24 protein-coding genes are annotated in these 24,270 nt (G+C 64.0%); 11 read left to right on the top strand and 13 right to left on the bottom strand.

Annotated features, from left to right (window positions below; all coding sequences use genetic code 11):
• Positions 1-2 precede the first annotated feature (2 nt).
• Both ACFWO3_RS16535 and ACFWO3_RS16530 read right to left on the bottom strand, forming a co-directional pair.
• A complete protein-coding gene (locus ACFWO3_RS16535; RefSeq protein ID WP_378579649.1) occupies positions 3-767 on the bottom strand; it encodes a decaprenylphospho-beta-D-erythro-pentofuranosid-2-ulose 2-reductase in 765 nt (254 codons plus the stop codon).
• Positions 764-2,188, bottom strand: coding sequence for an FAD-binding protein (locus ACFWO3_RS16530; protein WP_378579647.1), 1,425 nt, complete (start codon positions 2,186-2,188; stop codon positions 764-766). Before ACFWO3_RS16530 ends, ACFWO3_RS16535 begins: the two co-directional genes overlap by 4 nt.
• Positions 2,189-2,233: 45 nt before the next feature.
• Between ACFWO3_RS16530 and ACFWO3_RS16525 the strand changes: the two genes are divergently transcribed.
• The 3 genes from ACFWO3_RS16525 to ACFWO3_RS16515 all read left to right on the top strand — a co-directional run bounded on the left by ACFWO3_RS16525 (position 2,234) and on the right by ACFWO3_RS16515 (position 4,612).
• Complete coding sequence (locus ACFWO3_RS16525; RefSeq protein ID WP_378579645.1) at positions 2,234-2,740, top strand: GtrA family protein; 507 nt, start codon at positions 2,234-2,236, stop codon at positions 2,738-2,740.
• 19 nt (positions 2,741-2,759) lie between these two features.
• The gene (locus ACFWO3_RS16520) at positions 2,760-3,476 is read left to right on the top strand and encodes a polysaccharide deacetylase family protein (protein WP_378579643.1); all 717 of its coding nucleotides are present in this window, start codon (positions 2,760-2,762) and stop codon (positions 3,474-3,476) included.
• A 119-nt stretch (positions 3,477-3,595) separates the two neighbouring features.
• A complete protein-coding gene (locus ACFWO3_RS16515) occupies positions 3,596-4,612 on the top strand; it encodes an alpha/beta hydrolase (protein WP_378579641.1) in 1,017 nt (338 codons plus the stop codon).
• On the opposite strand, the gene ACFWO3_RS16510 is transcribed toward ACFWO3_RS16515, so the two are convergent.
• On the bottom strand, positions 4,584-5,657 hold the full coding sequence (locus ACFWO3_RS16510) for a S1C family serine protease (RefSeq protein WP_378579639.1): 1,074 nt from the start codon (positions 5,655-5,657) through the stop codon (positions 4,584-4,586). The genes ACFWO3_RS16515 and ACFWO3_RS16510 overlap by 29 nt on opposite strands.
• Positions 5,658-5,929: 272 nt before the next feature.
• Here ACFWO3_RS16510 and ACFWO3_RS16505 point away from each other — a divergent pair, with 272 nt between their 5' ends.
• The 5 genes from ACFWO3_RS16505 (at position 5,930) to ACFWO3_RS16485 (ending at position 10,783) form a co-directional block, all read left to right on the top strand.
• Positions 5,930-7,477 carry an acyl-CoA carboxylase subunit beta gene (locus ACFWO3_RS16505; RefSeq protein WP_378579637.1) on the top strand — a complete coding sequence of 516 codons (1,548 nt, stop codon included), beginning with the start codon at positions 5,930-5,932 and terminating at the stop codon, positions 7,475-7,477.
• Between the two features lie 24 nt (positions 7,478-7,501).
• On the top strand, positions 7,502-8,746 hold the full coding sequence (locus tag ACFWO3_RS16500) for a PucR family transcriptional regulator (RefSeq protein WP_378579635.1): 1,245 nt from the start codon (positions 7,502-7,504) through the stop codon (positions 8,744-8,746).
• A 118-nt stretch (positions 8,747-8,864) separates the two neighbouring features.
• Positions 8,865-9,182 carry an esterase/lipase family protein gene (locus tag ACFWO3_RS16495; protein WP_378579633.1) on the top strand — a complete coding sequence of 106 codons (318 nt, stop codon included), beginning with the start codon at positions 8,865-8,867 and terminating at the stop codon, positions 9,180-9,182.
• On the top strand, positions 9,179-9,340 hold the full coding sequence (locus tag ACFWO3_RS16490; protein WP_378579630.1) for a hypothetical protein: 162 nt from the start codon (positions 9,179-9,181) through the stop codon (positions 9,338-9,340). The genes ACFWO3_RS16495 and ACFWO3_RS16490 overlap by 4 nt, the downstream gene beginning before the upstream one ends.
• A 258-nt stretch (positions 9,341-9,598) precedes the next feature.
• The gene (locus tag ACFWO3_RS16485) at positions 9,599-10,783 is read left to right on the top strand and encodes a PucR family transcriptional regulator (protein ID WP_378579627.1); all 1,185 of its coding nucleotides are present in this window, start codon (positions 9,599-9,601) and stop codon (positions 10,781-10,783) included.
• Positions 10,784-10,785: 2 nt separating this feature from the next.
• Here the strand turns inward: ACFWO3_RS16485 and ACFWO3_RS16480 are convergent, their stop codons facing one another.
• The 4 genes from ACFWO3_RS16480 to rfbA are packed head-to-tail and all read right to left on the bottom strand — an operon-like array spanning position 10,786 to position 13,575.
• Positions 10,786-11,616 carry a glycosyltransferase family 2 protein gene (locus ACFWO3_RS16480; RefSeq protein ID WP_378579624.1) on the bottom strand — a complete coding sequence of 277 codons (831 nt, stop codon included), beginning with the start codon at positions 11,614-11,616 and terminating at the stop codon, positions 10,786-10,788.
• On the bottom strand, positions 11,613-12,092 hold the full coding sequence (locus ACFWO3_RS16475; protein WP_378579621.1) for a GtrA family protein: 480 nt from the start codon (positions 12,090-12,092) through the stop codon (positions 11,613-11,615). Before ACFWO3_RS16475 ends, ACFWO3_RS16480 begins: the two co-directional genes overlap by 4 nt.
• The gene (locus ACFWO3_RS16470) at positions 12,089-12,691 is read right to left on the bottom strand and encodes a dTDP-4-dehydrorhamnose 3,5-epimerase family protein (RefSeq protein ID WP_378579618.1); all 603 of its coding nucleotides are present in this window, start codon (positions 12,689-12,691) and stop codon (positions 12,089-12,091) included. Before ACFWO3_RS16470 ends, ACFWO3_RS16475 begins: the two co-directional genes overlap by 4 nt.
• Before the next feature lie 8 nt (positions 12,692-12,699).
• Positions 12,700-13,575, bottom strand: coding sequence for a glucose-1-phosphate thymidylyltransferase RfbA (gene rfbA / locus ACFWO3_RS16465; RefSeq protein ID WP_378579615.1), 876 nt, complete (start codon positions 13,573-13,575; stop codon positions 12,700-12,702).
• Positions 13,576-13,683: 108 nt separating this feature from the next.
• Between rfbA and rfbB the strand changes: the two genes are divergently transcribed.
• On the top strand, positions 13,684-14,706 hold the full coding sequence (gene rfbB, locus ACFWO3_RS16460; RefSeq protein WP_378579613.1) for a dTDP-glucose 4,6-dehydratase: 1,023 nt from the start codon (positions 13,684-13,686) through the stop codon (positions 14,704-14,706).
• A gap of 16 nt (positions 14,707-14,722) precedes the next feature.
• Here the strand turns inward: rfbB and ACFWO3_RS16455 are convergent, their stop codons facing one another.
• Both ACFWO3_RS16455 and ACFWO3_RS16450 read right to left on the bottom strand, forming a co-directional pair.
• Positions 14,723-15,649, bottom strand: a complete 927-nt coding sequence (locus ACFWO3_RS16455) for an NAD-dependent epimerase/dehydratase family protein (RefSeq protein ID WP_378579611.1) — start codon at positions 15,647-15,649, stop codon at positions 14,723-14,725.
• Positions 15,650-15,655: 6 nt separating this feature from the next.
• Complete coding sequence (locus ACFWO3_RS16450; RefSeq protein WP_378579812.1) at positions 15,656-16,639, bottom strand: glycosyltransferase; 984 nt, start codon at positions 16,637-16,639, stop codon at positions 15,656-15,658.
• Positions 16,640-16,816: 177 nt separating this feature from the next.
• Here ACFWO3_RS16450 and ACFWO3_RS16445 point away from each other — a divergent pair, with 177 nt between their 5' ends.
• On the top strand, positions 16,817-17,434 hold the full coding sequence (locus ACFWO3_RS16445) for a methyltransferase domain-containing protein (RefSeq protein ID WP_378579609.1): 618 nt from the start codon (positions 16,817-16,819) through the stop codon (positions 17,432-17,434).
• On the opposite strand, the gene ACFWO3_RS16440 is transcribed toward ACFWO3_RS16445, so the two are convergent.
• Positions 17,392-19,623, bottom strand: a complete 2,232-nt coding sequence (locus ACFWO3_RS16440; protein WP_378579607.1) for a hypothetical protein — start codon at positions 19,621-19,623, stop codon at positions 17,392-17,394. The two genes, ACFWO3_RS16445 and ACFWO3_RS16440, sit on opposite strands and share 43 nt — an antisense overlap.
• Before the next feature lie 165 nt (positions 19,624-19,788).
• On the opposite strand from ACFWO3_RS16440, the gene ACFWO3_RS16435 reads away from it, so the two are divergent.
• Positions 19,789-21,612, top strand: coding sequence for a glycosyltransferase (locus tag ACFWO3_RS16435; protein ID WP_378579810.1), 1,824 nt, complete (start codon positions 19,789-19,791; stop codon positions 21,610-21,612).
• A 62-nt stretch (positions 21,613-21,674) separates the two neighbouring features.
• Here the strand turns inward: ACFWO3_RS16435 and ACFWO3_RS16430 are convergent, their stop codons facing one another.
• Genes ACFWO3_RS16430 through ACFWO3_RS16420 form a run of 3 tightly spaced genes read right to left on the bottom strand, consistent with a single transcriptional unit; the run spans position 21,675 to position 24,268 of the window.
• Positions 21,675-22,493 carry a TylF/MycF/NovP-related O-methyltransferase gene (locus ACFWO3_RS16430; protein ID WP_378579605.1) on the bottom strand — a complete coding sequence of 273 codons (819 nt, stop codon included), beginning with the start codon at positions 22,491-22,493 and terminating at the stop codon, positions 21,675-21,677.
• A gap of 27 nt (positions 22,494-22,520) precedes the next feature.
• Complete coding sequence (locus ACFWO3_RS16425; protein WP_378579603.1) at positions 22,521-23,432, bottom strand: glycosyltransferase; 912 nt, start codon at positions 23,430-23,432, stop codon at positions 22,521-22,523.
• Positions 23,429-24,268 (bottom strand): ABC transporter ATP-binding protein, encoded by an 840-nt coding sequence (locus ACFWO3_RS16420; RefSeq protein WP_378579602.1) that lies wholly within the window; start codon positions 24,266-24,268, stop codon positions 23,429-23,431. Before ACFWO3_RS16420 ends, ACFWO3_RS16425 begins: the two co-directional genes overlap by 4 nt.
• Positions 24,269-24,270 lie beyond the last annotated feature (2 nt).

Genomic DNA, 24,270 nt, shown 5'->3' with positions numbered 1-24,270 from the left:
GCCTAGATGGGCAGCTTCCGGAAAATCGGGCGCGGCACGTGCCGGAGGCCCATCATCACGAAACGCCACAGCCCGGGCGTCCAGACGATTTCCTTGCCCTTGTCGGAAGCCGCGACCGCCAGTGCGGCGACATCTTCTTTGTTGACTGTGAGGGGAGCTTCCTTCACGTGAGCACTGAACTGCGTGCGCACCATGCCGGGCCGGACGACCGTCACGCGGGGACCGAACTCTGCGAGAGCCTCGCCGAGACCGAGGTAGAAGCCGTCGAGACCGGCCTTGGTGGACCCGTACACGAAGTTGGCACGCTTGACGCGCTCACCGGCAACGGAGGACATCGCGATGATGCGCCCGAAGCCCTGTGCCTTCATCTTTTCGCCCACGAGAACGCCGACCGAGACGGCCGCGGTGTAGTTGACGTTGGCCGTGAGAACGGCCTTGCGCTGGTTCTGCCACAACTCTTCGGAGTCGCTGTCCAGGGCGAAGGCGACGATGGCGACGTCGACGTCTTCTTTGGACCAGGCCTCGTCGATGACCTTGGGGTGCGATTCGGTGTCGACCGCGTCGAAGTCGATCAGGTCGACCTCGGTCGCACCTTTGGCCTTCAGCTGGGCAACGGCCTTGTCGCGGCCCGGATCGCCCGGGAGTGCAGCGAGGATCACGCGTGCAGGTGAACGCGACAGGTATACCTCGGTGATCGCGAGGCCGATCTCGCTGGTTCCGCCGAGGACGAGGATCGTCTTGGGGTTGCCGACTGCGTCGATCGTCACAACAATTCCAACCTTCTGGCCATATCGGAGGCGAATACGCCTGTGGGGTCTACGGAGCGGCGAACCTTGATCCATTCGTCGATCCGGGGGTACATCGCGTGGAAGGTCTCCGCGGTGGCACGGGAATCCTTGGCGGTGTAGAGGCGTCCACCGAATTCGAGGACACGCTTGTCCAGCTCGGACACCATGTCGTTGAGGCCCGCCTTGATCGGGAAGTCCATCGCGACGTTCCAGCCGGCCATCGGGAAGCTCAGCGGCGCCTGGTTTCCGGGTCCGAACAGTTTGAACACGTTGAGTGCCGAGTAGTGCCCGGAACCCTGGATGAACCGAATGATGCTCTTGAACTCCTCGAGGGCATCGGTGGGGACCAGGAACTGATACTGCAGGAAACCCCGGGAACCGTATGCGCGATTCCACTCACCCAGCAGATCGAGCGGGTGATAGAACTGCGTCAAGTTCTGCACCTTGCCGGTGTAGTCGGCACCCCGGCGCCAGTACAGTTCGCCGATCGCGCTCGCCGACAGCTTGTTCATCAGGCCGTTCGGGAACACGTCCGGGAGGGTCATGAGCTGCGGTGCGTCGAACTTGAGCGGGTCCTTCTGCAGCTTCTTCGGCAGTTGGTCGAGCTTGGCGAGGGAACCGCGGGTGATGGCGGCACGGCCGAGCTTCGGCGGAGCGCTCACGATGTCGAACCATGCACTCGAGTACGTGTAGTTGTCCTCGGTGCCGTCCTGGTGGACCTCGACGGTCTCGTCCATGCTGTGCGTCTGGATGCCGTCGTTGATGAAGTAGGCCGTCTCCGTGGGGATCATCTCGATGACGACGCGCACGATGATGCCGGTGAGGCCGTTGCCGCCGACGGTCGCCCAGAAGATGTCGGAGTTCTCGCCCTCCGGAGTGAGGTGACGAATTGTGCCGTCCGCGGTGAGCAGATCCATCGAGCGGACGTGGTTGCCGAAGCTGCCCTCGCTGTGATGGTTCTTGCCGTGGATGTCCGAGGCGATCGCGCCGCCCACGGTGACCTGACGGGTGCCCGGCAGCACCGGCACCCACAGGCCGAACGGCAGCGCGGCCTTCATCAGCTGATCGAGACTGACTCCGCCGTCCACCTCGACGAGGTGGGTGTCGCGATCGATCCGATGAATACGGTTGAGGGCAGTCATGTCGACGACCAGCCCACCGGCGTTCTGGGCGGGATCGCCGTAGGAGCGGCCGAGGCCGCGTGCGATCACCCCTCGCTGCAGGTAGGAGGGCTTGGACTCGTTCTGTTCCGCGACCTGGGTGACGGCTTTCGCGATCACCTCCACGTCCGGGGTGGCGAGCACCTGCGCCGTGGTCGGCGCGGTGCGTCCCCAGCCTGTGAGGGTGCGGGTCTGTGTGGGGAGCGCCTTGTTCGGCGTCTCTTCTGCTGTCTCGGACATCGGGATAGAGGTTACCTGGCGGTGGAGAGGGCTAGGCTCGTGCGCGTGCCTGCAACACCCGAAAGTCACGAGGACGTCACTGAAGAACCGGTCGCTCACCACGACGAGCCGCATGTTCCGCTGCCCGTCGAGATTCCGGTCACCGAGAACATCGCGGACGATGCACCCGACCTGAAAACCCAGATGTTCAGGTTCGGTGTGACCGGTGGGCTGTCGCTGATCGTCGACTTCAGCTTGTACAGCCTCTTGGTGCTGGTCTTCGATCTGCCGATCGGCTTGGGCAAGTCCATCAGCTTCGTCGCGGGCACGACCACGGCGTATCTGATCAACCGGCGTTGGACCTTCAAGGCAGAGCCGAGCCGCGCGCGGTTCGCTGCCGTCGTCGCGTTGTACGCCCTCACCTACGCGGTCCAGGTCGGCCTCAACGGCTGGCTCTACCACGTGTTTCCCGACGAATGGTGGCGGTTCCCGCTGGCCTTCCTGATCGCGCAGGGCACGGCCACGGTGATCAACTTCGTGGTGCAGCGCGTCGTGATCTTCAGGATTCGCTAGCGGTCGAGGGCAGAGGGGAGTGGCACGCAAGCTGCGTATCACCGCGATCGTGGTGGTGGTTCTCGTCCTGGTGCTCGCCGGTTGCGCCTACGGCACGTACACGTTGATGAACTCGCGGACCTATCAGTTGTTCGGCGACATCGTGAACCGGGTGGACACGAGTGAGAAGGTCGTCGCGCTCACCTTCGACGACGGTCCGACCGAACGTACCGGCGAGGTCCTGGACATACTCGGCGATGCCGACGTGCCGGCCACGTTCTATGTCGAGGGTGATCAGCTCACCGAGTACCCCGAGATCGGCCGCCGGATGGTCGAGGACGGACACGAGTTGGGCAACCACACCGCGAGCCACCGAAGAATGATCTTCGTGAGCTCGGAAACGGTGCGGGAGGAGATCGAGAGCACGGACGAGGCGATTCGGTCTGTCGGGTACGACGGCGACATCACCTTCCGTCCGCCCAACGGCAAGAAGCTCTACGGCTTGCCCCGTTATCTGTCGGATCACGGTCGCACCACGGTGACCTGGGACGTGGAACCGGATTCGGTCTCGTCCCCGAGCACGGACGAGATCGTGTCGAGCACCGTCGACCAGGTCCGTCCGGGTTCGATCGTGCTGCTGCACGTGATGTATCCGTCGCGCGAAGCGTCTCTTGCTGCCGTTCCCGGCATCATCGACGGATTGAAGGAACATGGCTACACCTTCACCACCGTGTCCCGGCTCCTCGACATGCGGTGACTGTCCGTCACTTGTTGAATCCGTAACGAATCGGACTACTTCGAGACGGCACGTCCTTCCGGCGAATAGCGTTGAACGAACCGCAGTTCGACGCTGAGCTACGGGATGGGAGCGATGCCATGTCGAGAACGCGAGAACCGCACACCGTTAACGTCCGGTATCGGACGGGTGCGAGCCTTGCCGGGCCGAGCATCGAGTCGCAGCTTCTCTTCCAGGCATGCAGGTGGTTCGTCAGGCCGGTGGCCAAGGTGGCGCCCATCAACGAGGCGGCCATCCGGAGGGCTGCAATGCTCGACGTCGCCGCCGGGGTCCGGCCGACAAAGGGAATCGTGCGGACGGCCGTGACTCTCCCGGGATTCGATGCCGAGATCGTCCGTGCTCAGGGAGCCTCTTCGGACCTCGGGCGCGGTGCCATCCTCTACCTGCACGGCGGCGGCTTCCTCTGCTGTGGTCTCAACACGCATCGCCCAGTGGTTGCCGCCCTCGCGAAACGTACTCGACTACCCGTGATGCATGTCGGCTACCGCCAGCTACCGGACACCGACATCAACGGTTCGGTGGACGACTGTTTCGCGGCGTACACGTGGCTCCTCGAGAACGGGGCACGCCCGGATAGGACGGTGTTCGCCGGAGACTCGGCGGGTGGGTTCCTGGTCTTCGCAACCGCGTTGAAGGCGATCGAGGCGAATGTGCAGGCCCCAGCCGGTCTCGTCGGATTTTCGCCGTTCCTCGATTTGGATTGCGCCACCAAGTTGGCGCATGCCAACGCCGAGCGGGATGCGTTCGCCCCGGTGTCGGCGCTCGTGGAGATCGGGCGACTCGGTGCACAGAAGGACGGAGTGCTCGACACGTCGCTGTCTCCCGTCAACGGGAATCTGGCCGGGTTGCCGCCGACCCTACTCTTCGCGGCCGAATCCGAGGTGCTGCGATGCGATTCCGAATTGATGACCGCGCGCCTGTGTGATGCCGGCGTCGATTGCCGGCTGCAGATCTGGGACGGGCAGGTCCACGCGTTCCCAGCGGTCGCGCCCGGCCTGCCCGAGAGCCGGGCGGTATTGCGCACCGTCGCGCGGTTCGTGCTCACTCGCACGGCCCCGGCCGGCGGTGTCAGCGCGGCGGCCCCTCTTCGAGCGTGACCTTTCCGTCCTGCACGGCGCCGCCCGAGTCGGTCCAGGTGAACGCGACGGTGTCGCCCGGCCCGCGCTGCATCATCAGGGACGTGAGCTCACGTGACGAACCGAGCGGACGCCCGTCGACAGCGGTGATGACGTCACCCACCTTCATCCCGGTCTGCTCGGCCGGACTCCCGACCGCGACCCACAGCACTTCTGCTCCGCCGGCGTGATTCGTGACGGTGACTCCGAGAACCGGTGTGGGGCCGACTCGCACGGTGTCGGTGCCGACACCGGAGCGAACCTGATCGACCACATCGGTCGCGACAGCGATGGGTACGGCGTAGGAACGCGGGGCATCCACCGGCTGCCCGGGATCCGTTTCGGCATTGCCCGCCGTGTTGATTCCGATCACCGCACCCGTGTCGTCGACGAGCGGTCCGCCCGAATCACCCGGTCGTACAGCGGCATTCACCTCGATCATCCCGGAGAGGCGGTTCTGCGAACCGTCCGTGCTGCTGCGAGCGGTCAGCACCTGATCGAGGTCGGTGACGGCACCACGGGCAGCCATCGGAAGCCCGTCGCCCTCGGCGTTTCCGATGGCAGTGATCGGGTCTCCGATCCGCACATCCGCGCCGTCGATGAGTGGTGCGGTCGGTAGCGAGTCGGCACCGCCGAGCCTCAGCACCGCGATGTCCTCGGTCGAGTCGTAGCCGAGTACCTCGGCCTCGAACAATGCGCCGGTCCCGAACGAACGTGCCGTCACCGTGCGTGCGCCGGCGATCACATGATGATTGGTCACGACGAGTCCGTCGTCGGGAAGAACCACACCGGTGCCCGCGGTGGTGGCGGTGACGGCGTCCGCGGTGATCGCCATCGTCCACGAAGCGACGGTGGCTTCGAGTTGATCGGGGTCCAGGACCGGCCTCTCCGGCGCAGTCGCCACGGGAGCGGGAGGGGACTCTGCGGTGGGTATCGATGCTGGTTCGAGTGAGCGGTCGCCGACGAACATCGTCGCGGCTACCAGGCCCGCGACTGCCGTCAGCTGCAGCGGCCGCGATCGAGTCACGAATAGAAAGTTACTCGATCCGGACGCGCCACCGCGCGGGATCGGTCCTCTGTGAGAGATCACAGTGCGCGGGGGGATCGTTGCGGGAACTGCCCAGGGTTCGCGCCCGACTATGGAACTACGCGGCAGACGAACATACGCTCTTCGCATCCCTGGACGGTTCCAGGAAGAGAGACCCGGCGCCCTGTAGCGCGCTGGAAGACGAATCGCGAACGCTACACCGACCACGACTGCCGTGCCGAGTGCCGCTTCGCAAGGAGGAAGCCCCGAAGATGAGCATGACCACGGCCGAGTTGCTGACCGACTTGCGCGAGCGCCTCGATGCGGCGTTGGAGCCGGGGAGCGCCGGCGCGATCGCCCGCCGCAAGGCCAAGGGCCTGCCCGGTCCGCGAGAACGCATCGGGATGCTCCTCGATCCGGGCAGCTTCATCGAGACCGGGCAGCTCGCGAAGAGCCCTGGCAGTCCGGACAACCCGTACGGCGACGGAGTGGTGACCGGGCACGGGACCGTCGACGGTCGCCCGGTTGCGGTCTTCTCCCACGACCAGACGGTCTTCGGCGGCAGTGTCGGCGAAATGTTCGGTCGAAAAGTCTGCGCGATAATGGAATTCGCGGCCAGAATGGGATGCCCGATCGTCGGAATCAACGATTCCGGTGGTGCGCGCATCCAGGACGCCGTCGCTTCGTTGGCCTGGTACGCGGAGATGGGTCGGCGGCAGATTCCGTTGTCCGGTGTGTGTCCACAGATTTCGATTCTGTTGGGCAAGTGTGCGGGCGGTGCTGCCTACCAGCCGATCAACACGGACCTCGTCGTGGCTGTCGACGAGCAGGCCTATATGTTCGTGACCGGGCCGGACGTCATCAAGTCGGTCACCGGCGAGGAAGTGACACTCGACGAACTGGGTGGTGCTCGCACCCAGGCGGAGAACGGCAACGTCCACCACGTGGCGCCCAGTGAAGAAGCGGCGTTCGCCTGGGTTCGCGACTACCTCGGGTTCATGCCGTCGACCAGGCACGACGAGCCGCCCCTGGTCAATCCCGGTCTCGAGCCCGAGATCACTGCGAACGACCTGAAGCTCGACTCCATCATTCCGGATTCGGACAACGCGTCGTACGACATGCGTGATCTGCTCGTCTACCTGTTCGACGACGGCGATTTCCTCGAGATCGCGTCGCAGGCGGCTCCCAACATCGTCACGGGGTTCACCAGGGTCGACGGGCAGACGACCGGTGTCGTCGCCAATCAGCCGATGTTCTTCTCGGGTGCGCTCGACCAGGCGAGTGCCGACAAAGCGGCACGTTTCGTTCGCCTGTGCGACGTGTTCGAGATTCCGTTGGTCTTCGTGGTCGATACGCCGGGGTTCCTGCCGGGTGTCGAGCAGGAACGCAACGGGGTCCTCCGCAGTGGGGGTAGGTTCCTGCACACCTTCACCTCGGCGACGGTTCCGAAAGTCACTGTGGTGGTGCGTAAATCCTACGGCGGCGGATATGCGGTCATGGGGTCGAAGCAAATGGGCGCCGACATCAACTTCGCGTGGCCCACCGCTCGAATCGCGGTGATGGGTGCCGAGGCCGCCATTTCCCTTCTGTATCGACGCGAACTCGAAGCTGCAGGAGATGGCGCCGAGATGCTGCGTCAGACGCTGATCGACGCCTACAACGAGAGCGTCGCCACCCCCTACGGCGCCGCGGAGCGCGGATACATCGATGCCGTCATCGAGCCGTCCGTCACCCGACTCGAGATTCGTCGCGCTCTGAAGCTCCTGCGTGACAAGCGAACCGAGCCCACAACGCACAAGCACTATCTGCTGCCCCTGTAGATCGCGAAAGCAAGGAACTTCAACGTGACCACTCTCGATCAGTCGAATCCTCGAATCATGTTGGCCGGTGCGCCGGCGTCCTCTCAGTTGGGAAATCTCCGGTCCATGGCAGTGGACCTCGTCGGGCACTTCTCCAACGTCGTGCCCTGCGGGAACCTGCCTCGCGAGGAGCTGAGCGGCGATGTCACGAACGTGACGATGGAATGCCTGCGGTTGGCCATGGAGATGCTCGACCGGCGGCGAGTGCCCACCGACGAGGACCTGGCCGGATTCAGCGAGTCGACGGGGCAGTGGGCGCGTGAGGGCATCCCACTCGACACCATCCTCGAGGTCCTGCACGAAGGTTTCAGGCTCGGCTGGCTGCACCTGGTGAGCAACGCCGGAGAAGGTGACGTCGAGTCCATGGCGCGGAGTGGGGAACTGCTCATCGCCATGCTCGCCAGGGTTGCGGTGTCGGCCACCGAGGCATACATATCCGAGCTGAAAGTGGTTGCGAGCGAGCATCACACCGCCTCGCACACCCTTGTGACCGCGCTGCTCGCCGGCCGGACTTCACCGGCCATGGTCAGGCAGTTCGGGGTGGAGATCGCCGCCGAGTACACGGTCATCGCTCTCCATCTGCCGCGTCATGCGGACGAGGACGATCCCGCAATCGACTCCGCGGTGCCGGCCCGCCGCAAACTGCGTCGCGTTCAGGCGGAGTTGGCAACGATCTGTGGCCGCACCGGCCTGTCGCTGCTCAGCCCCGAGGGCGGAACCGTATTGCTGCCGGGGTCGAACTCCGACGCCTGGGTCGACGAGCTGATCGGCAAGCTGGGGGCCGCCGCCGAGGTGCCGGTGACGGCAGCAGTGGTGCAGGCCGATACCGGCGACGTGCCGGCGGCTGCAGAACGGGCGAACGAGCTGCTGGATCTCGCGCAGCGCGTTCGAGGCGTGCCGAAGGTGTACCGCATGGCGGACCTGGTGTTCGAATACCAGATGATGCGACCCGGGCCGGGGCGTGAGCATCTGATCGGGCTGCTCGATCCGTTGGAGCGGACGCCGGATCTCATCACCACGTTGGACGTGCACGTGCGAAACGATCTCAACCGGCAGCGGACGGCACGCCAGTTGCACGTGCACACCAACACGGTCGACTACCGACTGAAACGCATCGCGGAGATCACCGGTATGGACCCCTCACGTCCCTCCGGTCTGCGTCCGCTGCAGGCTGCGTTGGTCGCTCGGCGCCTCGAATCTTCGAGAACGAGGGCGAATACCTCCACGTGAATGTTGGGTGATGGATACGGCGGTCCGCAAGTGGTGCGAGGGTCACATTGGAGCGGGGATACTCCGCAGTCTCGATGCTTGCCGCTTCCACGGCCGTGGCGGTCACGGTGACCGTCGCTTGCCTCCGCCGCCGGACTCGACCGTTGGAGTCGGACTGCCGAGCAACAACTTTCCCGACGCGTTCGCCGAAGGACTCCTCGCTCCGAATGCGGCACCGGTCGGAGCGAACGACTGGAACTGCAAACCCGACGAAGCCCACCCGCAGCCGGTTGTCCTGGTGCACGGGACGGGGGAGAACTCCTACAACAACTGGTCAGGTGTATCGCCGATCCTGAAGGACGAGGGCTACCGCGTCATCGCCCTCAACTACGGAAAAGTCACTCGCAGGGCGCGAACCCTTATTAGTGGACCTTTCTCGAGGAGGGGCCAGGCGTGAAGGTTCACAACGTGACTCTGCAGGACGGCTGTGGAATCGACGTATCGGATCACCTGAGCATGTCGTACTCGCCGCGAGCGATCGACTGGATCGAGCATGCGTTGGACCCGGAGAACTTCACGGAATCGGACGTGCGGTGTGTCGGAACTCGCCGATAGGCCGCAGCTCGAACGGTGGCCCGCTCGGCACCGGATGCGCTGATGCCGTCACCGGATCTTCCGGCTCGTCGGACAGCTGATCGACATGTCGATCCTGCCTCGTATCGGTGACCGGATTCGCGAGAAACGCCCCAATGTCACGAAATGGTCACTATTGTGTGATGGTAGGTCACGCGTATGTATCGGCGGGACGAAAGTACGGGGAGGAACGACTTGTCAACGATCGAAAATTCGAGTTCGAGAATCATGGTTGCGGGTATGCCCGCGTCGTCACAGTTCAGCAATCTCAGGGCTGTCGCAGGAAGTCTCGTCGGCCATTTCGCGGCCAACGTGATTCCTTGCGGAAACTTGCCGCGTGAGGAACTGAGTGGCGATGTCACCAACGTGACCATGGGATGCCTTCGCCTTGCGATGGACATGCTCGACAAGCGCCGTCCCCCTACCGACGAAGAACTGAACGGCTTCCGGGAGTCGTCCGCGCAGTGGGCCCGCGAAGGCATTCCACTCGAAACGATCCTCGAGGTGCTGCACGAGGGTTTCCGGCTCGGGTGGCTGCACGTCGTCAGCGGCGCAGAGGGCGCCGACATCGAGGACTTGACTCAAGGCGGTGAGTTGCTCATCTCGATGCTTTCGCGCGTGACGGTCGCCGCGACCGAGTCCTACATCACCGAACTCAAGGTGGTGGCGAGCGAACATCACACGGCCGCGCACACGCTGGTGACAGCACTTCTCGCCGGACGGGCGGGTGCCGCGATGGAGCGGCAGTTCGGAATCGACGTCGCCTCCGAGTACGTGGTTCTGGCCGTGTACCTGCCGAAGCACGCCGACGAGAACGATCCCGCCATAAACTCCGCTGTTCCTGCACGCCGCAAGCTGCGCCGAGTACAGGCCGAACTCGCGAAGGTGTGCGGACGCACCGCCCTCTCGTTGCTGAGCACCGAAGGGGGGACGGTGCTACTACCCGGTTCGCCCACCGATGAGTGGGTGGATTCACTTGTCGCGCAACTGAGTACCGCTGCCGAGGTCGACATCACTGCGTCCGCGGTCACCGCCGAAACCGCAGATGTTCCGCATGCCTCCGAGCGGTCCCACGAGCTGCTCGACCTCGCGCAGCTCTTGCACGGCACGCCGAAGGTATATCGGATGTCGGATCTGGTGTTCGAATACCAGATGATGCGCCCCGGTGCCGGTCGTGAATACCTGGTCGCCTTGCTCGATCCGCTCGAGAAGACACCCGACCTCATCAACACTCTGGAAGTTCACCTTCAGAACGACCTGAACCGACAGCGCACCGCGCGTCAGCTGCACGTGCACACCAACACCGTCGACTACCGGCTCAAGCGTGTTGCCGAGCTGACCGGTCTGGACCCGGTCCGCCCGTCGGGGCTCAGGCCGCTACAGGCGGCACTCGTGGCCCGGCGACTGGCGATGTCCGCGCGCTGACCTCAGGACATGCGGTGGCGCAGCAAGAAGTACACGCCCCGTCGCATGAAGGACGTTGCGAGGGCTTTGAGGTTCCCGATTCGTACGTCGGTGGCGGACAGGAGGGTGGCGTCCGCATCCCGCAGCGACTGGTGAAATGCGGATGCCTGCCCGGCTTGCTGTTTGGCCAAGCGCACGCTCCACTGTCCAGCGTTCACTCGGAAAGTGGCAAGCGGGTGCGCAATGGCAACCACATCGCCTTGCAACGCCACTCCGACATAGCTGGCCTCGTCGATAAGGTACGGGTGGCTGTCATCCCACCAGCCGATTTCCTTCAGCGCGGCGCGCTTCATCATCACGCAGCCCGGTTCGCCGAAGATGTTGGCGCCTGCCGTGACTGCGCGCCTCGCAGCTTCTCTGCCGCTGACCAGACCGGACAGGCCGGCCAGTCCTCGCGCGGCGATGATTGGCTTGCCCTTCGCATCGACAAGAGAGCGCTGGGCCGTGACCAGGACCGCTGACGGGTGCTGGTCGAACGCGGCTACCTGTTCCGCGAGGCACGTCGGGAAGATGGTGTCGTCGCCGCACACGAGTTTGAGAAGCTCCCCATTTGCGGCCTCGCTCACTCGGTCCCAATTCGCTTTTGCGCCACCGCCTGACGGCGTGGTGAGGATCTGTACGCGATCGTCATTCGCGTACCTGCGAAGGACCTCCATGGTTCCGTCCGTGGAGGAGTGGTCCGAGACGATCAGTTCGAAGTCCTGGTAGGTCTGGGTCAGGATCGAATCGATAGTCTCCGCAATGTATTCGGCGTTGTTGTACGCAGGGACGACGACTGAAACACGGGGAGTCATGAGATTCCTGTCTTTGTCTTGCGGCGAAACGAGAAGTCTCGGTATCCGAAGAAGCTGGCCGTTGCGGTGACTGCGGTGATAACGATCTGTGACGGGATCGGCGGGAAGTGCAGTGCCGATACGGCAATCGTCATGAGCGCCATGTTCAAGGCGAATGCCCCGAAGTTGACGACTACGAATCGCCAAAGGTCACGCAGGAAATGGCCGCGAACCTCGAATACGAGGTAGCGGTACATTGCGAATGCGCACGCCACGTTGCAGAGGTATCCCGCCACGATCGCGAAGTGGTAGCCGAGTTGCTCGCCCAACGCGAGTTGCCAGGCGATGAACCAAAGGGTGCCGAGCGCGGTGTTGAATCCGCCGACGAGTACGAACGCGAGACCCTGATTCTTGACGATCCGCATCAAAGGGCCGGGTCGACCAAGCATCCCGGCAGGAGGGACGGGTGGGCCGTGCGGGTCACTCACCGTTGTCATCGATCCTGGTCCGGTGATCGATACGTCGGCAGCAGGCCGGAAGCGTATGCCTGGTCTAGTGACGGTGCGGCCGCATCCTTTTCGGAGAGTTGGAAGTCCAGGGCCTGCCCGTCCCGACCGAGCACCGGCCATTCGATCCCGACACGCGAATCGAGGGGGTGGATGCCGTGTTCTCGCTGGGGGTTGTAGCCGGAGGAACAGAGGTACATCGCTGTGGAACCGTCGGCCAAGCTGAGGAATCCGTGCCCGAGGCCCTCGGACAGGAACACCGTGCGGCGGTCCACGTCGTCGAGGAGAACCGAATCCCACTGCCCGAAGGTGGGGGATCCGACCCGCAGGTCGACAACCACGTCGAGGATGGCGCCGCTGACGCATGTCACGTACTTGGCCTGCCCGGGCGGAACATCCGCGAAATGGATACCCCGGAGCACGCCTGCCGACGACACCGAACAGTTGGCCTGCTGCAGGTCTAGTGCACGTCCGGTCGCTTCGGAGAAGCCCGGCTCACGAAACCATTCCAGGAAGACTCCACGGTGGTCGCCGAACTGCTTGGGAGTGAACTCCCAGGCGCCCGCAACCTTCAGTTCTCGATACTCCATGGACCTGTTCACCATTCCTTGCCGCGATCGAGGAGACCGAGAAGATAGCTGCCGTAACCGGACTTGACCAATGGTTCGGCCCGATGACGCAGCTCGTCGTCCGTTATGAACCCGCGCCGCCACGCGACTTCCTCCGGCGCACCGATCTTCAGTCCTTGACGTTCCTCGATCGTGCGGACGAAATTGGAGGCATCGAGCAACGAATCGAAGGTACCGGTGTCCAACCACGCAGTGCCGCGGGGGAGTACTTCCACATGCAGTTTCCCGGCTTCGAGGTATGCGCGGTTGACGTCGGTGATCTCGTACTCGCCGCGATCGGAAGGCTTCAGGTCCTTCGCGATGGACACCACGTCGTTGTCGTAGAAGTACAGGCCGGGGACCGAATAGTTGGACCGCGGGTGAAGCGGCTTCTCCTCGAGCGACACGGCTCGGCCGGTGTCGTCGAACTCGATCACCCCGTAGGCGCTGGGGTCGGATACCCAGTATGCGAACACGGCGCCGCCGTCGACGTCCTCGAAACGGGAGAGCTTCGAGCCGAGACCCGGCCCGTAGAAGATGTTGTCACCGAGAACCAGGGCTGCCGATTCGGACCCGATGTGCTGCTCGCCCAGGATGAACGCCTGAGCGAGGCCGTTCGGCTCGTGCTGAACCTGATAGGTGAGGTTCACCCCGTACTGCGTGCCGTCATCCAACAGTCGCTGGAACTGGGGGGCATCGTCGGCCGTGGTGATGATCAGAATGTCGCGAATCCCGGCCAGCATCAGCGTGGACAGTGGGTAGTAGATCATCGGCTTGTCGAAGACCGGCACCAACTGTTTGCTGATACCGAGAGTGATCGGGTGAAGCCTCGACCCTGTCCCACCCGCCAGAATGATTCCGCGCATGATCGAAGTGTTCCAGTGTTCGGGGAAGAATCAAATCAACGCGGCCCTGTATGGTGCGGTTTCGTAGTAATCAACTGCCGGTGAACCGGTGTGTCGTGTGGAGGTCTCGTGCGCGTTCTGGTCACGGGTGGGGCAGGATTCATCGGTGCCAACTTCGTGCACCAGACGGTCCGGGAACGGCCGGACGTACAGGTCACCGTATTGGACTCGCTCACGTACGCCGGAAACCGTGCGTCGTTGGGCCCGGTGGCCGACCGGATCGACTTCGTGCACGGCGACATCACGAACGCCGATCTCGTGGACGGGCTGGTCGCCGCGTCCGACGTGGTCGTGCATTTCGCGGCCGAGTCCCACAACGACAATTCGCTCGGCGACCCGTGGCCGTTCGTGCATACCAACATCGTGGGCACCTACACGCTTCTCGAATCCGTTCGCAAGCACGACGTGCGCTATCACCACATTTCCACGGACGAGGTCTACGGAGACCTGGAGCTCGACGACCCGGCCAGGTTCTCGGAGTCCACGGCCTACAACCCGTCCAGTCCGTACTCGTCGACGAAAGCGTCGAGCGACATGCTGGTGCGGGCCTGGACCAGGTCGTTCGGAGTGCGGGCCACTTTGTCGAACTGCTCCAACAATTACGGCCCCTACCAGCACATCGAGAAATTCATCCCCCGCCAGATCACCAACGTGCTCTCGGGGATCAAGCCGAAGCTCTACGGTGACGGTCGCAACGTGCGCGACTGGATTCACGTGGACGATCACAACAGTGCAGTGTGGGCGATCATCGACGGCGGCGAGATCGGTCACACGTACCTGATCGGCGCGGACGGCGAGGTGGACAACCGCACCGTGGTGGAGTCGGTCCTCGAGGTGCTCGGAGAGAACCCGGACGCGTTCGACTTCGTCACCGACCGCCCAGGTCACGACCGCCGATACGCCATCGATTCCACACGCCTACGAACCGAACTCGGCTGGGAGCCGCGATACCGCGATTTTCGGAGCGGTCTGGAAGCGACGGTCGACTGGTACCGAAGCAACGAGTCGTGGTGGCGTGACCGGAAGGAAGCCACCGAGAAGAAGTACGCGGCTGCCGGCGAAGCGAAGACGACGCCAGGCAAGGCCACCTGAACGACCCACCGAGGTGTCAGTGCGTCACGGTCACGTGGTGGCGGATCGACTCGAGGGTCGACGAGATCCCTGCCGGAAGTGGACGGTGAGTGCGTTCGTCGATTTCCGGCCAGACCACCGAGTGCAGCCTGAGATCTTTGGCCTGCACGGCAGCCAGTGGTGACGATGCGAGAACCACGTTGGGTTTACGCCTGAACACGGTGCGGCAGGCGCCGAGGATCGATCCGATGGTCACACTCTGCCCGGAACCGTAGATCTTGGTGACCGCGCCCGTGGGGGCGTGCCGGGCGTGGTCGAGGGTGTCGGCGACCATTTCTGCGGCGTCCGTGACGTACAGGTAGTCGCGCAGCGTGTCCATCGGTACGTAGATGGACACCGGTGATGCGAGCAGGTACCCGCGGCACAGGTGCGATATGAGCCCCTGCGGTTTCGCGAGATTCTGGCCCGGTCCGTACAAGTTCGCCAGGCGGCCGATGACGGCTCGTGCCTCGTGACGCAGCGCGAAGTCGGTGACCAATTGCTCGGCCGCGAGCTTGGCTCGGCCGTAGTCGCCGAGCGGAGCGACAGGGCTGTTTTCGGTGTGCGGCGGTGCGGGCACCCCGGCGTAGACCCCGCCCGCGGAAGATGCGTGAAAGACGGTGCCGGATTCACCTGCCGCAGCAAGTTCGTCCAGTACGGCACCGAGGAGTGCGTTCTCGGTGGCGAACTCCTCGACGGTGGTGCCGTTGACTCCGGCACCCGCACACCAGATCACTTGCCACGGTCCGCCCGCCGAGTCGGCGACGAGTCGACGTGCATCCTCGATGAGCACGGCACGGGCCAGGCTGTTGTCGTGCCAGAGGACTTTCGATATCAGAGGATTCACGCCACGACGCCGAAGTTCGGCGGTCAGAGCTCCGCCGAGAAGGCCCCCGCTACCGACTACCCAGGTGGGAACCGACATGGCCGATCACTCGCGGCCGGTTGTAGTGGTTCGCCCGAGCGGCCCGCGGGCCGGATCGCTCACGATCAGATACGGCGGCTTACCCATTGCGGTCTTCACGTTGACTCCCACGTATTCGGCGATCACTCCCAGCGAGAACAGGGTCGACCCGAATCCGAGCAACATGACGATCATGGTCGACGCCCACCCACGCACCTCGATGCCGGCGTCGAAGAAGAGGTATGACACCAACACGTAGATCATGACGCCGATACCTCCCACCGCGAACAGAAATCCGATGAGGCTGACCATGCGCAGCCCCTTGGTCCCACTCGAGAGCACCATCCGCCAGAAATGGGACAGCAGCGACCGGAGGTGATATCCGGAATCGCGTTCCCCTTCCTCACGGAGCCGGACCGGACTCGTGGTCGAGGAGCCGGCGACCCATCCGAGCGCGACGTCGAGATAGGCCTCCGACCCCGCGTAGGCGGCAACCGATCGGCCCACCTCTCCGAGAACGAGTCTGAAACTTTGGAAGTTGGAAGAGTTCTCACCCGACAGAAGATGAGTGATCACCCACTTCGCCGACCGCGACGCCGAATTACGGAACGACCCGTGTGGGGCTGGGTTGGTGGGTTCGGCGTAGACGAGTGTGGCCTGTTCGTCGAGTGCCGTGTCGAGAAGGCCACCGATCGCGGCGGGGTCGTGCTGGCCGTCCTCGTCCATCGTGACGACCCATTCGCCACCACTCGAAGCCATGCCGGCGAGGGTTGCGGGATGTTGACCGAAGTTCCGACTCAGCCATATGGGGTGGACGAAATCGTGTGCCGCTGCGAGCGCACGAATGACGTCTGCGGAGTTGTCCGGCCCGTGATCGAAGACGAGAAGAACTTCCTCGACGATCATCGGCCGCCCGCCCGGTGTGGAACTCGGTCGGGTCCACGGGACGATTTCCTCGATCAGAGACTCGAGTGTCTTCTCACCTTGGTACACGGGCACAACTACCGACAATCGGTGCGGCTGCACCGACGATGCGGTGTCATCGGTCGTCACAGGCCCGGAGTTTATACGCAAACCTCAGCACCTCCGCGCAGTTGGGCGTGGGACACGAGTACATGCCCGACAACGCCACTATGATCCAGATCACTCTCGAACGTAACCGCACTCGACCGAAACGAGCGTGACGCCGTGCCCGAGAACGACGAGTCGACCGAAGCGAACGGCACGACCGACACCGGCTACACGGAACGGTTACGTGAGCTTCAGGGCGCCCGTTGGAAACGTTTGCTGCGGGTGCAGGCGCCGTATCAATGGAATATTCGTCGGTTTCTCGGGGGTCGCCGGGTTCTCGACGTCGGCTGCGGCATCGGGCGCAACCTCCGCAATCTCCCGGCCGGGAGCCTGGGGGTCGACCACAATCGGCATTCGGTTCGCTTCTGTCGGTCCCAAGGGTTCGATGCGCTCACCCCCGAGGAATTCCATGCGACCGGTGGTACGAAGTTCGACGGCATGCTGATGGCGCACCTACTCGAACATCTCGAGCCGAACGGCGGCCCGGTGATCATCGAGGAATACCTTCCGTATCTGGAGCCCGGCGCCGTGGTGATGCTCGTGTGCCCTCAGGAAAGGGGGTTCGCCAGCGACGAGACCCACACGGTGTTTCTGGACGGCGGCGACCTCGAGAAGATCTGTCACGACGTCGGGCTGGACGTGGTCCGCTCGTCGTCGTTCCCGTTTCCCCGGTGGGCCGGGAAACCTTTCGTCTACAACGAGTCGGTGGTGGTCGCCGAAGTGCCCTCGCGCTGACGCGAACGGCGGAAGCGGTTTCGGTAATGCAACACCGTCAGTACCAGGAGCACGAACGCGCCGAAGCCCATGCCGGCGAATCCCACGCGCCACCCCGGTGGATCGAAGTGGATCTCGAGGTCACCGTTCTCGGTGCCCGGTGGTAGATCGACGTAGAGGAAGGTGCCGCCGATGCCCTTCGTCTGCAGGGGTCGGCCATCCAGAGTGGCCGTGTATCCCGGCCATGCCAGTCGCGCGAACACCACCGAACCGCCGTTCGGCGACGAGACGGAGAGTTGTTCGTGGTCGACACTGGACGACTCGGGTGTCACCTCGGCGCCGACGGTCGCGGACACACGGCCCGGCGCAGTCGAGACGGGACCGTCCACGCGTTCGAGTACGGCGATCTCGCCCTTGGTGACTGCCGGCGGTTCGATCCACTTCCATCCCGGCGGGGGTGGCGTCTCGTCGACGTGTGGATACTGTTTCCGCTGCAGCACGACCCGGTCGAGTCGCATGAGGTCCGCGAAGGTGCGTTGCGTGTACAGGTCGACCGCGAACACGTTCTGGTAGGCCGCTTCGCAAGTGGAACCATCGAAACTCATGCAGAGGATCGAGGTGAAGTCACGGTGCCCGACGGGTGTGTAGGCGTTGACGTAGTCGAGATCCAGATCCTTCGCGTAGTTGCCGAAGACCAGTGAATGCCACGGCAGGCGCGGAGTGTCCTCGGTGATCCGAACGAGCCCGCGCGTGCCCAGTTGCAGTGTGGTGCCTTCCCACTGGGGGAACTGCGCCTTGGCCTCGGCCTGGCTCGTGGGCAGATACCACTTGTTGAGAGCTTTCGGGTAGGTCGATACCTGATACATCGTCACCGGGACGATGGTCACGAGCAGCAATCCTGCGACTGCAGTCGCTCCGAACCGGCGTCCGAGAAGGACGACGAGGGCGCCGACCGCGGCAATGACGAACCCCCACATCACATGACGGCCGAAGTACTGCGGGCCCGACGAACTCGCTCGCAGAACCAGCACCACGACGAGTAGCCCAGCTGCGATCAACCGCGGCCGCAGCGGTTTGGTCGTTCCGAACCTGCTGATCAAGACGACGAAGACGATCAAAATGGTGAGAGCGACGAAGGGGAGAAGGCGGGCGGGCCAGCGGATCTGCCCGATGTCACTGGGGCCTGCTGTGAACAGAAGGGCGAACACCACCAGTATCAACGGCGCCGATAGTTCTTTCAGCGACGACTGGGCGGCCCGCCATGCGATGAAGGCCAGAGCCGGAATCACGAACCAGGCGATGTATGTGACCGGTGCGGTCGTGGTTTCCCCCGTCCACGATTCGATGCTCGACACCGACGACGGAATGCTCGCCGTGAGAGTCTCGGACCACGGAGCGGTGAGAAAGTTGTCGTTGAGAGCGCCCTCGTTGCCGGTCCGCCATGTGACGTCGGAGGTCAGGACTCCCGGCAGGAACGCGATGGCGGCCGCGGAAGCGGCAGCGACGCCGACGGCCGCCAACCGGACCACGTCCTGCCACTTCCTCCGATACACGTACTCGCCGATCATCAGTGCCCCGATGGTCACCGCTGCGAGAAGTGCGGCGTGCGCGTATCCGACGCTGATCGCGAGATACAGGAAGACGAAGGTGGGGATGGGACCGGAGCGCCCACGCGCGTAGCGAACGCCGGAAGCCCACGCCTGGACCACCCACGCCGTACCGATCAGCGAGGTGACCCAGGAAGGGTGCTCGAAGTACAGGGTGAATCCGGTGAACGGGGCGCTGGCACCCGCGACCGCGGCCCAGCCCGGCCGGGCGCCGTACTCGAGCGCGACGCGGTAGACGCCCCACGCGAGCACGATCGAGAAACCCAGCTTGACGAGGGTCGCCAGTAGGGACATGTCGTCGACGGACGGCGCGATGTAGTTGACGAACATCTGCACCGGGTTCCACAGCCCGCCCTGACCCTCGACCGGGTAATTTCCCGACATCCACTGGTCCAGTACGAGGGTGGGAAACCACTGTCCTTCGCGCATCAGATGGCCGAGTTGGATCCAGTTGCCGACGGCACCGGACTCGGTGTCGTCGACATAGAAGTAGCGAGGGTCGATCGCCCGCAGTACGGCAAACCCACTGCACACGATCACCGCGACGAGTGCGCCCCACAACCAACGTTCCTGGAATGGGGAACGGGTGGGGCGAATCGTCACGAGAACTCCCGAGGTGCTGAGGATGTGCCCAGACAATAACCGAACGACCAGTACGAGTTCGGTGGTGACAGGTCGTTCGCGCTACCCTGCCGGGTGAACGTGTGCCGGGAATACGATCGAAATGTGGATGGTGTGGGCGTGCCCCAGGAGACGGATACAGAACTGATGTTGGCGGAACACGAAGGGACCGGACGCCTCCTTGCCCAGCGTGGACTGTTCGCCGGAACGTCGCCGATCGTCAACGATGGCCTGTACGTCGTCGTCAAGGGTCGGTCCGACCACACCAGGTTCGATCTGCATCTCGAGCGTGACGCACGCGCACACACCAACACTTACTTCGGGCGTTTCGCCGCGAGTTACTGGCAGCGCTGGACGACCGTGCGCGAGGTTGTCGTCAGCGCCCGGGTCGAAGCCGAGGCTCGATGCAAGGTGCGTCTGGTCGCCTCCGACATCGCCGGTCACCGACGCATCGTGGGTTCGACGGTCGTGCGCGGCACCGAGACGATTTCGTTGACCGCCTCTCTCGACAAGTTCGTCGACGGCGGTGCGCTGTGGGTCGAGTTCGACGCGGCCGGCGGCGCTGTCGACATCTCGGAGTTGGAGTGGACCGTCGAGTCGCCGCCCACCGTGCGTCCCGTTGCAATTGCCATCTGCACGTTCAACCGTGCCAAGGACTGTGCCGACACGGTTGCCGCACTCGCATCCGACGATCGCGTGCTCGCGGCACTGGACGCGGTCTACGTCGTCGATCAGGGCACCGATCTGGTCCAGGATCGGGAGCTGTACCAGGAAGTCGCACCGCGCTTCGAGGACAAGCTCCACTACGTACGCCAGCCCAACCTCGGTGGCGCAGGCGGATTCACCCGTGGCCTGTACGAGGTGTCGGCCGCCAACGAGCATGCCGACGTCATCCTCATGGACGACGACATTCTGTGTGAGCCCGAGACGGTGTTGCGTCTCAACGCTTTTGCCAACGTCACCGTGGAGCCGACACTCGTCGGTGCGCAGATGTTGTATCTCCTCAACCCCGACTACCTCAATGTCGGTGCAGAAGAGGTACATCTGCACCGCCTGGCCCACGGTCAGAAGGTCGAGAAGGCTCTCGGCAACACCAGCATGCTGAAGCGGAACCAGGAGCGTCGCGTCGATGCCGGGTACAACGCGTGGTGGACCTGCCTGATCCCCGCCGAGGTCGTGAAGCAGATCGGCCTCCCGATCCCGATCTTCTTCCAGTGGGACGACGTGGAGTACGGAATTCGTGCTCGCGAAGCAGGGTTCGTCACCGTCACCCTTCCGAACGCGGCGGTGTGGCATGCGGACTTCTACTGGAAGGACCACGACGACTGGGCCCGCTACTTCAGCACTCGCAACTCGCTCATCGTCGGCGCGCTGCACGGTGACGTCACGACCAAATTCATCAGGCGCCAGTTCTTGCGGCAGATCAGCGAGTACCTCGTGGCCATGCAGTACGGCCTCGCAGCCACCACACTTCGTGGCATCGAGGACTTTCTGTCGGGTCCGGACGTGTTGCGCGACGGCGGGATCGAGGCGATGGCGGCTATTCGTCGCGAACGCGCCGAGTACCCGGAAACGGTGAATCATCCTGCTGCCACAGCGCCTGTGCGGGCAGCCGATCTCACCACCCGCCGCGCTGCGAAGGATCACCCGAGTCGTCCGCTGCTCGTCCTGTTCAAGCGTGCGGTCTACCAGTGGTTCGGAAAGACTCAACACGGGTTGATCGGCGTTCCCCGCGAAGACGCCCACTGGTGGCACGTGTCGCTGTTCGACCATGTCGTCGTCACCGATGCTTCGCAGTCCGGTGTGCGAATTCGCCGCCGGGACAAGAAGAAGGCCGACAAGCTGATCAAGCGTACGTTCGCGCTGTTGAAGCGTCTCGAAGACGAGGGCGAGTCGGTGCAGCAGAAGTACCGTGACGCCGTGCCGGAACTCACGAGTCGTGAGAACTGGGCGCGCCTCTACTCCAAGTAACTCCCCGACGAATGGGACGCCCGTCCAATCTGAAGCGACGGATGTTCCATTCGTCCCGGGTCCTAGGCCGCGATTACCCGTGCGACCACCTGTTCGTGGTCCGCGGTGTAGGCGAGGTATTCGAAGCGGATCCCGGTGCGTGACACGAATTCTTGCCACGCGCGGTACTCGTGTTGCTGCCAACCCGGGAAGTTGAAGAACTCGTCGAACACGATGATCGTGCCGGGGACGAGCCGGTGTTCGATCAGATCGAGCACGGTGATCGTGGACGAGTACAGGTCCGCGTCCAGATGCAGGAAGGCCACGGGTTCGGGGCGCTCGGCGAGAAAACCCGGCAGAGTGTCTTCGAAGAGCCCCGCGATCAGTTCGGCGCCCGGGACGTCGGGCAGTGTGTCCTGGGCGAATTCACCTGCGGGGAAGCCGGTTCGCCACGTCTGAGGTAGACCGGAGAACACGTCGAACCCGTAGACGCCGTGTTCGCCCTTCAGTTCCCCGACCACGATGCGCAGAGTCGAGCCGGTTGCCACCCCGAATTCCAGGGCCAAGCCCGGCGTGGAGACCTTCGACAGTGCGAACCGCAGCGTGTCCTGCGGACTCCAGAACAACGGCGCCTTGGGCATGTGTTCGAGGACGAAGTCACCCGACGTGCGTGCCGCCTCCACGTCCATCACGTGCGTCAGGTCTCGGCGCTCCTGTTGCTCGAGGTGGTCGATGCGGGCGCGAGTGTCCGCCAGTTGTCCGCGGAGCTCGGCGACCTCCGAGAGGACCTGCTGGTGCTGCGCTTCGAGGAGTTCGTGGGTGCGGCGGTCGGATTCCCCGATCACCTCGGTGAGCGCGCGTTGAAGCTTCTGTCTGGCGTTTTCGCGTGCACGATCGAACATGCCCCCATGGTGCCAGGTGCGCCCAGATCAGGGCCGTTCGAAACGTTCCTGCCGTCCGAGTCGGCGCAACCTGATCCACTCGCGCAGTCCGGCGGGATCGCGCCGGGTGACGAGGAAATACCAGCCGAAACGTACCCATTCCTGCGGTAGCAGTTTGCGCATCCCGGGCTGAGACAGCAGGTAACCGCGGTTTCGGTAGGTGAAGAAGCGTTTGGTCTCGTTGTCCGGGTATTGCGTGTGCATTCGCCCACCGAGGATCGGCTTGAACTCTTCCGCTCCGTTGGGGTGCACGTAGGCGGTCTGCAGGCACGTGCCGAAGGCGAGCCCCGAGCGCACCAGACGGCGGTGCACCTCGACCTCGTCGCCCCGCACGAACAGACGTAGATCGGGCACGCCGACCGCGTCGATGGCAGCCGCCGAGAACAGCGCGCCGTTGAACAGTGAGGCGATTCCGGGCAGGAGGTCCCCGCCGTCCTCGTCACTGCCGCCGAGCTCGGAGCGCAGCCGCCGCCACTCGACCCCGCGTCGCAGCGGGAACGCGAGACGGTCGGGTTCGTCGATGTCGCAGACGACCGGCGACACCTCGGACAGCCCGTGCCGGACCGCGCAGTCGAGCAGCGTCTCGAGGACCCGGGGGCCTTCCGGGCGCCCGTCGTCGTCTGCGAGCCATACCCAGTCCGCGCCGAGCGACAGCGCGTAGAGCATGCCGAGTGCGAAACCACCGGCCCCGCCCAGGTTGTGCCGGGAACCGAGGTAGGACGTCGGAACCGCGGAGGCCTCGACGAGTTCGCGCACGGCTTCTTCGTTCGCATTGTCGACGACCACCAGGTGGTCGAGCGGACGCGACTGCGACTCCAGAACCTTCAGTGATTGGGCGAGCAGTTCACGACGCTTGTGGGTGACGACGACGCCGACGATGGTGGAGCCGGTTTCCGTCACTTCGAGACCTTGCCGGGGTCGCTGCTCGCCTCGGCCTCCTCGTCGCGCTTCATCTCTTCGATGGTGCGGCGCACATGGTCGGCGGCGTCGTCACCCTCGTAGGCGCGTACGACTTCCTCGATCTCGCCGTGCTGGCGAATCTGGCCGTGGTCGACCCACATGGCGGTGTCGCACAACTGGGCGAGGAACTCGTTGGAGTGGCTGGCGAAAACGAGAATGCCGGAACGTTCCACGAGGGCCTGCAAGCGGGTGCGAGCCTTCTTCATGAACTCGGCGTCGACCGCGCCGATGCCCTCGTCGAGTAGCAGGATTTCGGGGTCGATGCTGGTGACGACACCCATCGCGACACGAACCCGCATACCGGTCGAGTACGTGCGCAGCGGCATGTCGAGGTAGTCGCCGAGCTCGGTGAAGTCGGCGATCTCGTCCATCTTCGCGAGCATCTGCTTGCGGGTCTGTCCGAGGAACAGTCCGCGGATGATGATGTTCTCGTATCCGGAGATCTCGGGATCCATGCCGACACCGAGGTCGAACACCGGCGCGACACGTCCGCGGATGCGGGCACTGCCACGTGAGGGTTCGTAGATTCCGGACAGCAACCGCAGCAGTGTCGACTTGCCGGCACCGTTGTGTCCGACGAGTCCGATGCGGTCACCTTCTTTCAAGGACAGGTTGATGTCCTTGAGTGCCTCGACGACCACGACGTCGGAGTCGTTGCGGCCGATCGAGCCGCCGGCCTTGCCGAGGAACGCTTTCTTGAGGGAGCGCGATTTCGCGTCGAAGATCGGGAAGTCGACACAGGCGCCCCGCGTCTCGATGCTGACGTTGTCGGTCATGA

Origin of the sequence: Rhodococcus sp. NPDC058521, from assembly GCF_042719695.1 — a bacterium.
In the GTDB taxonomy this organism is placed as follows: domain Bacteria; phylum Actinomycetota; class Actinomycetes; order Mycobacteriales; family Mycobacteriaceae; genus Rhodococcus_F.
The sequence above is the reverse complement of the archived record's forward strand: the minus strand, read 5'-3'. Positions and strand labels throughout refer to the sequence as shown.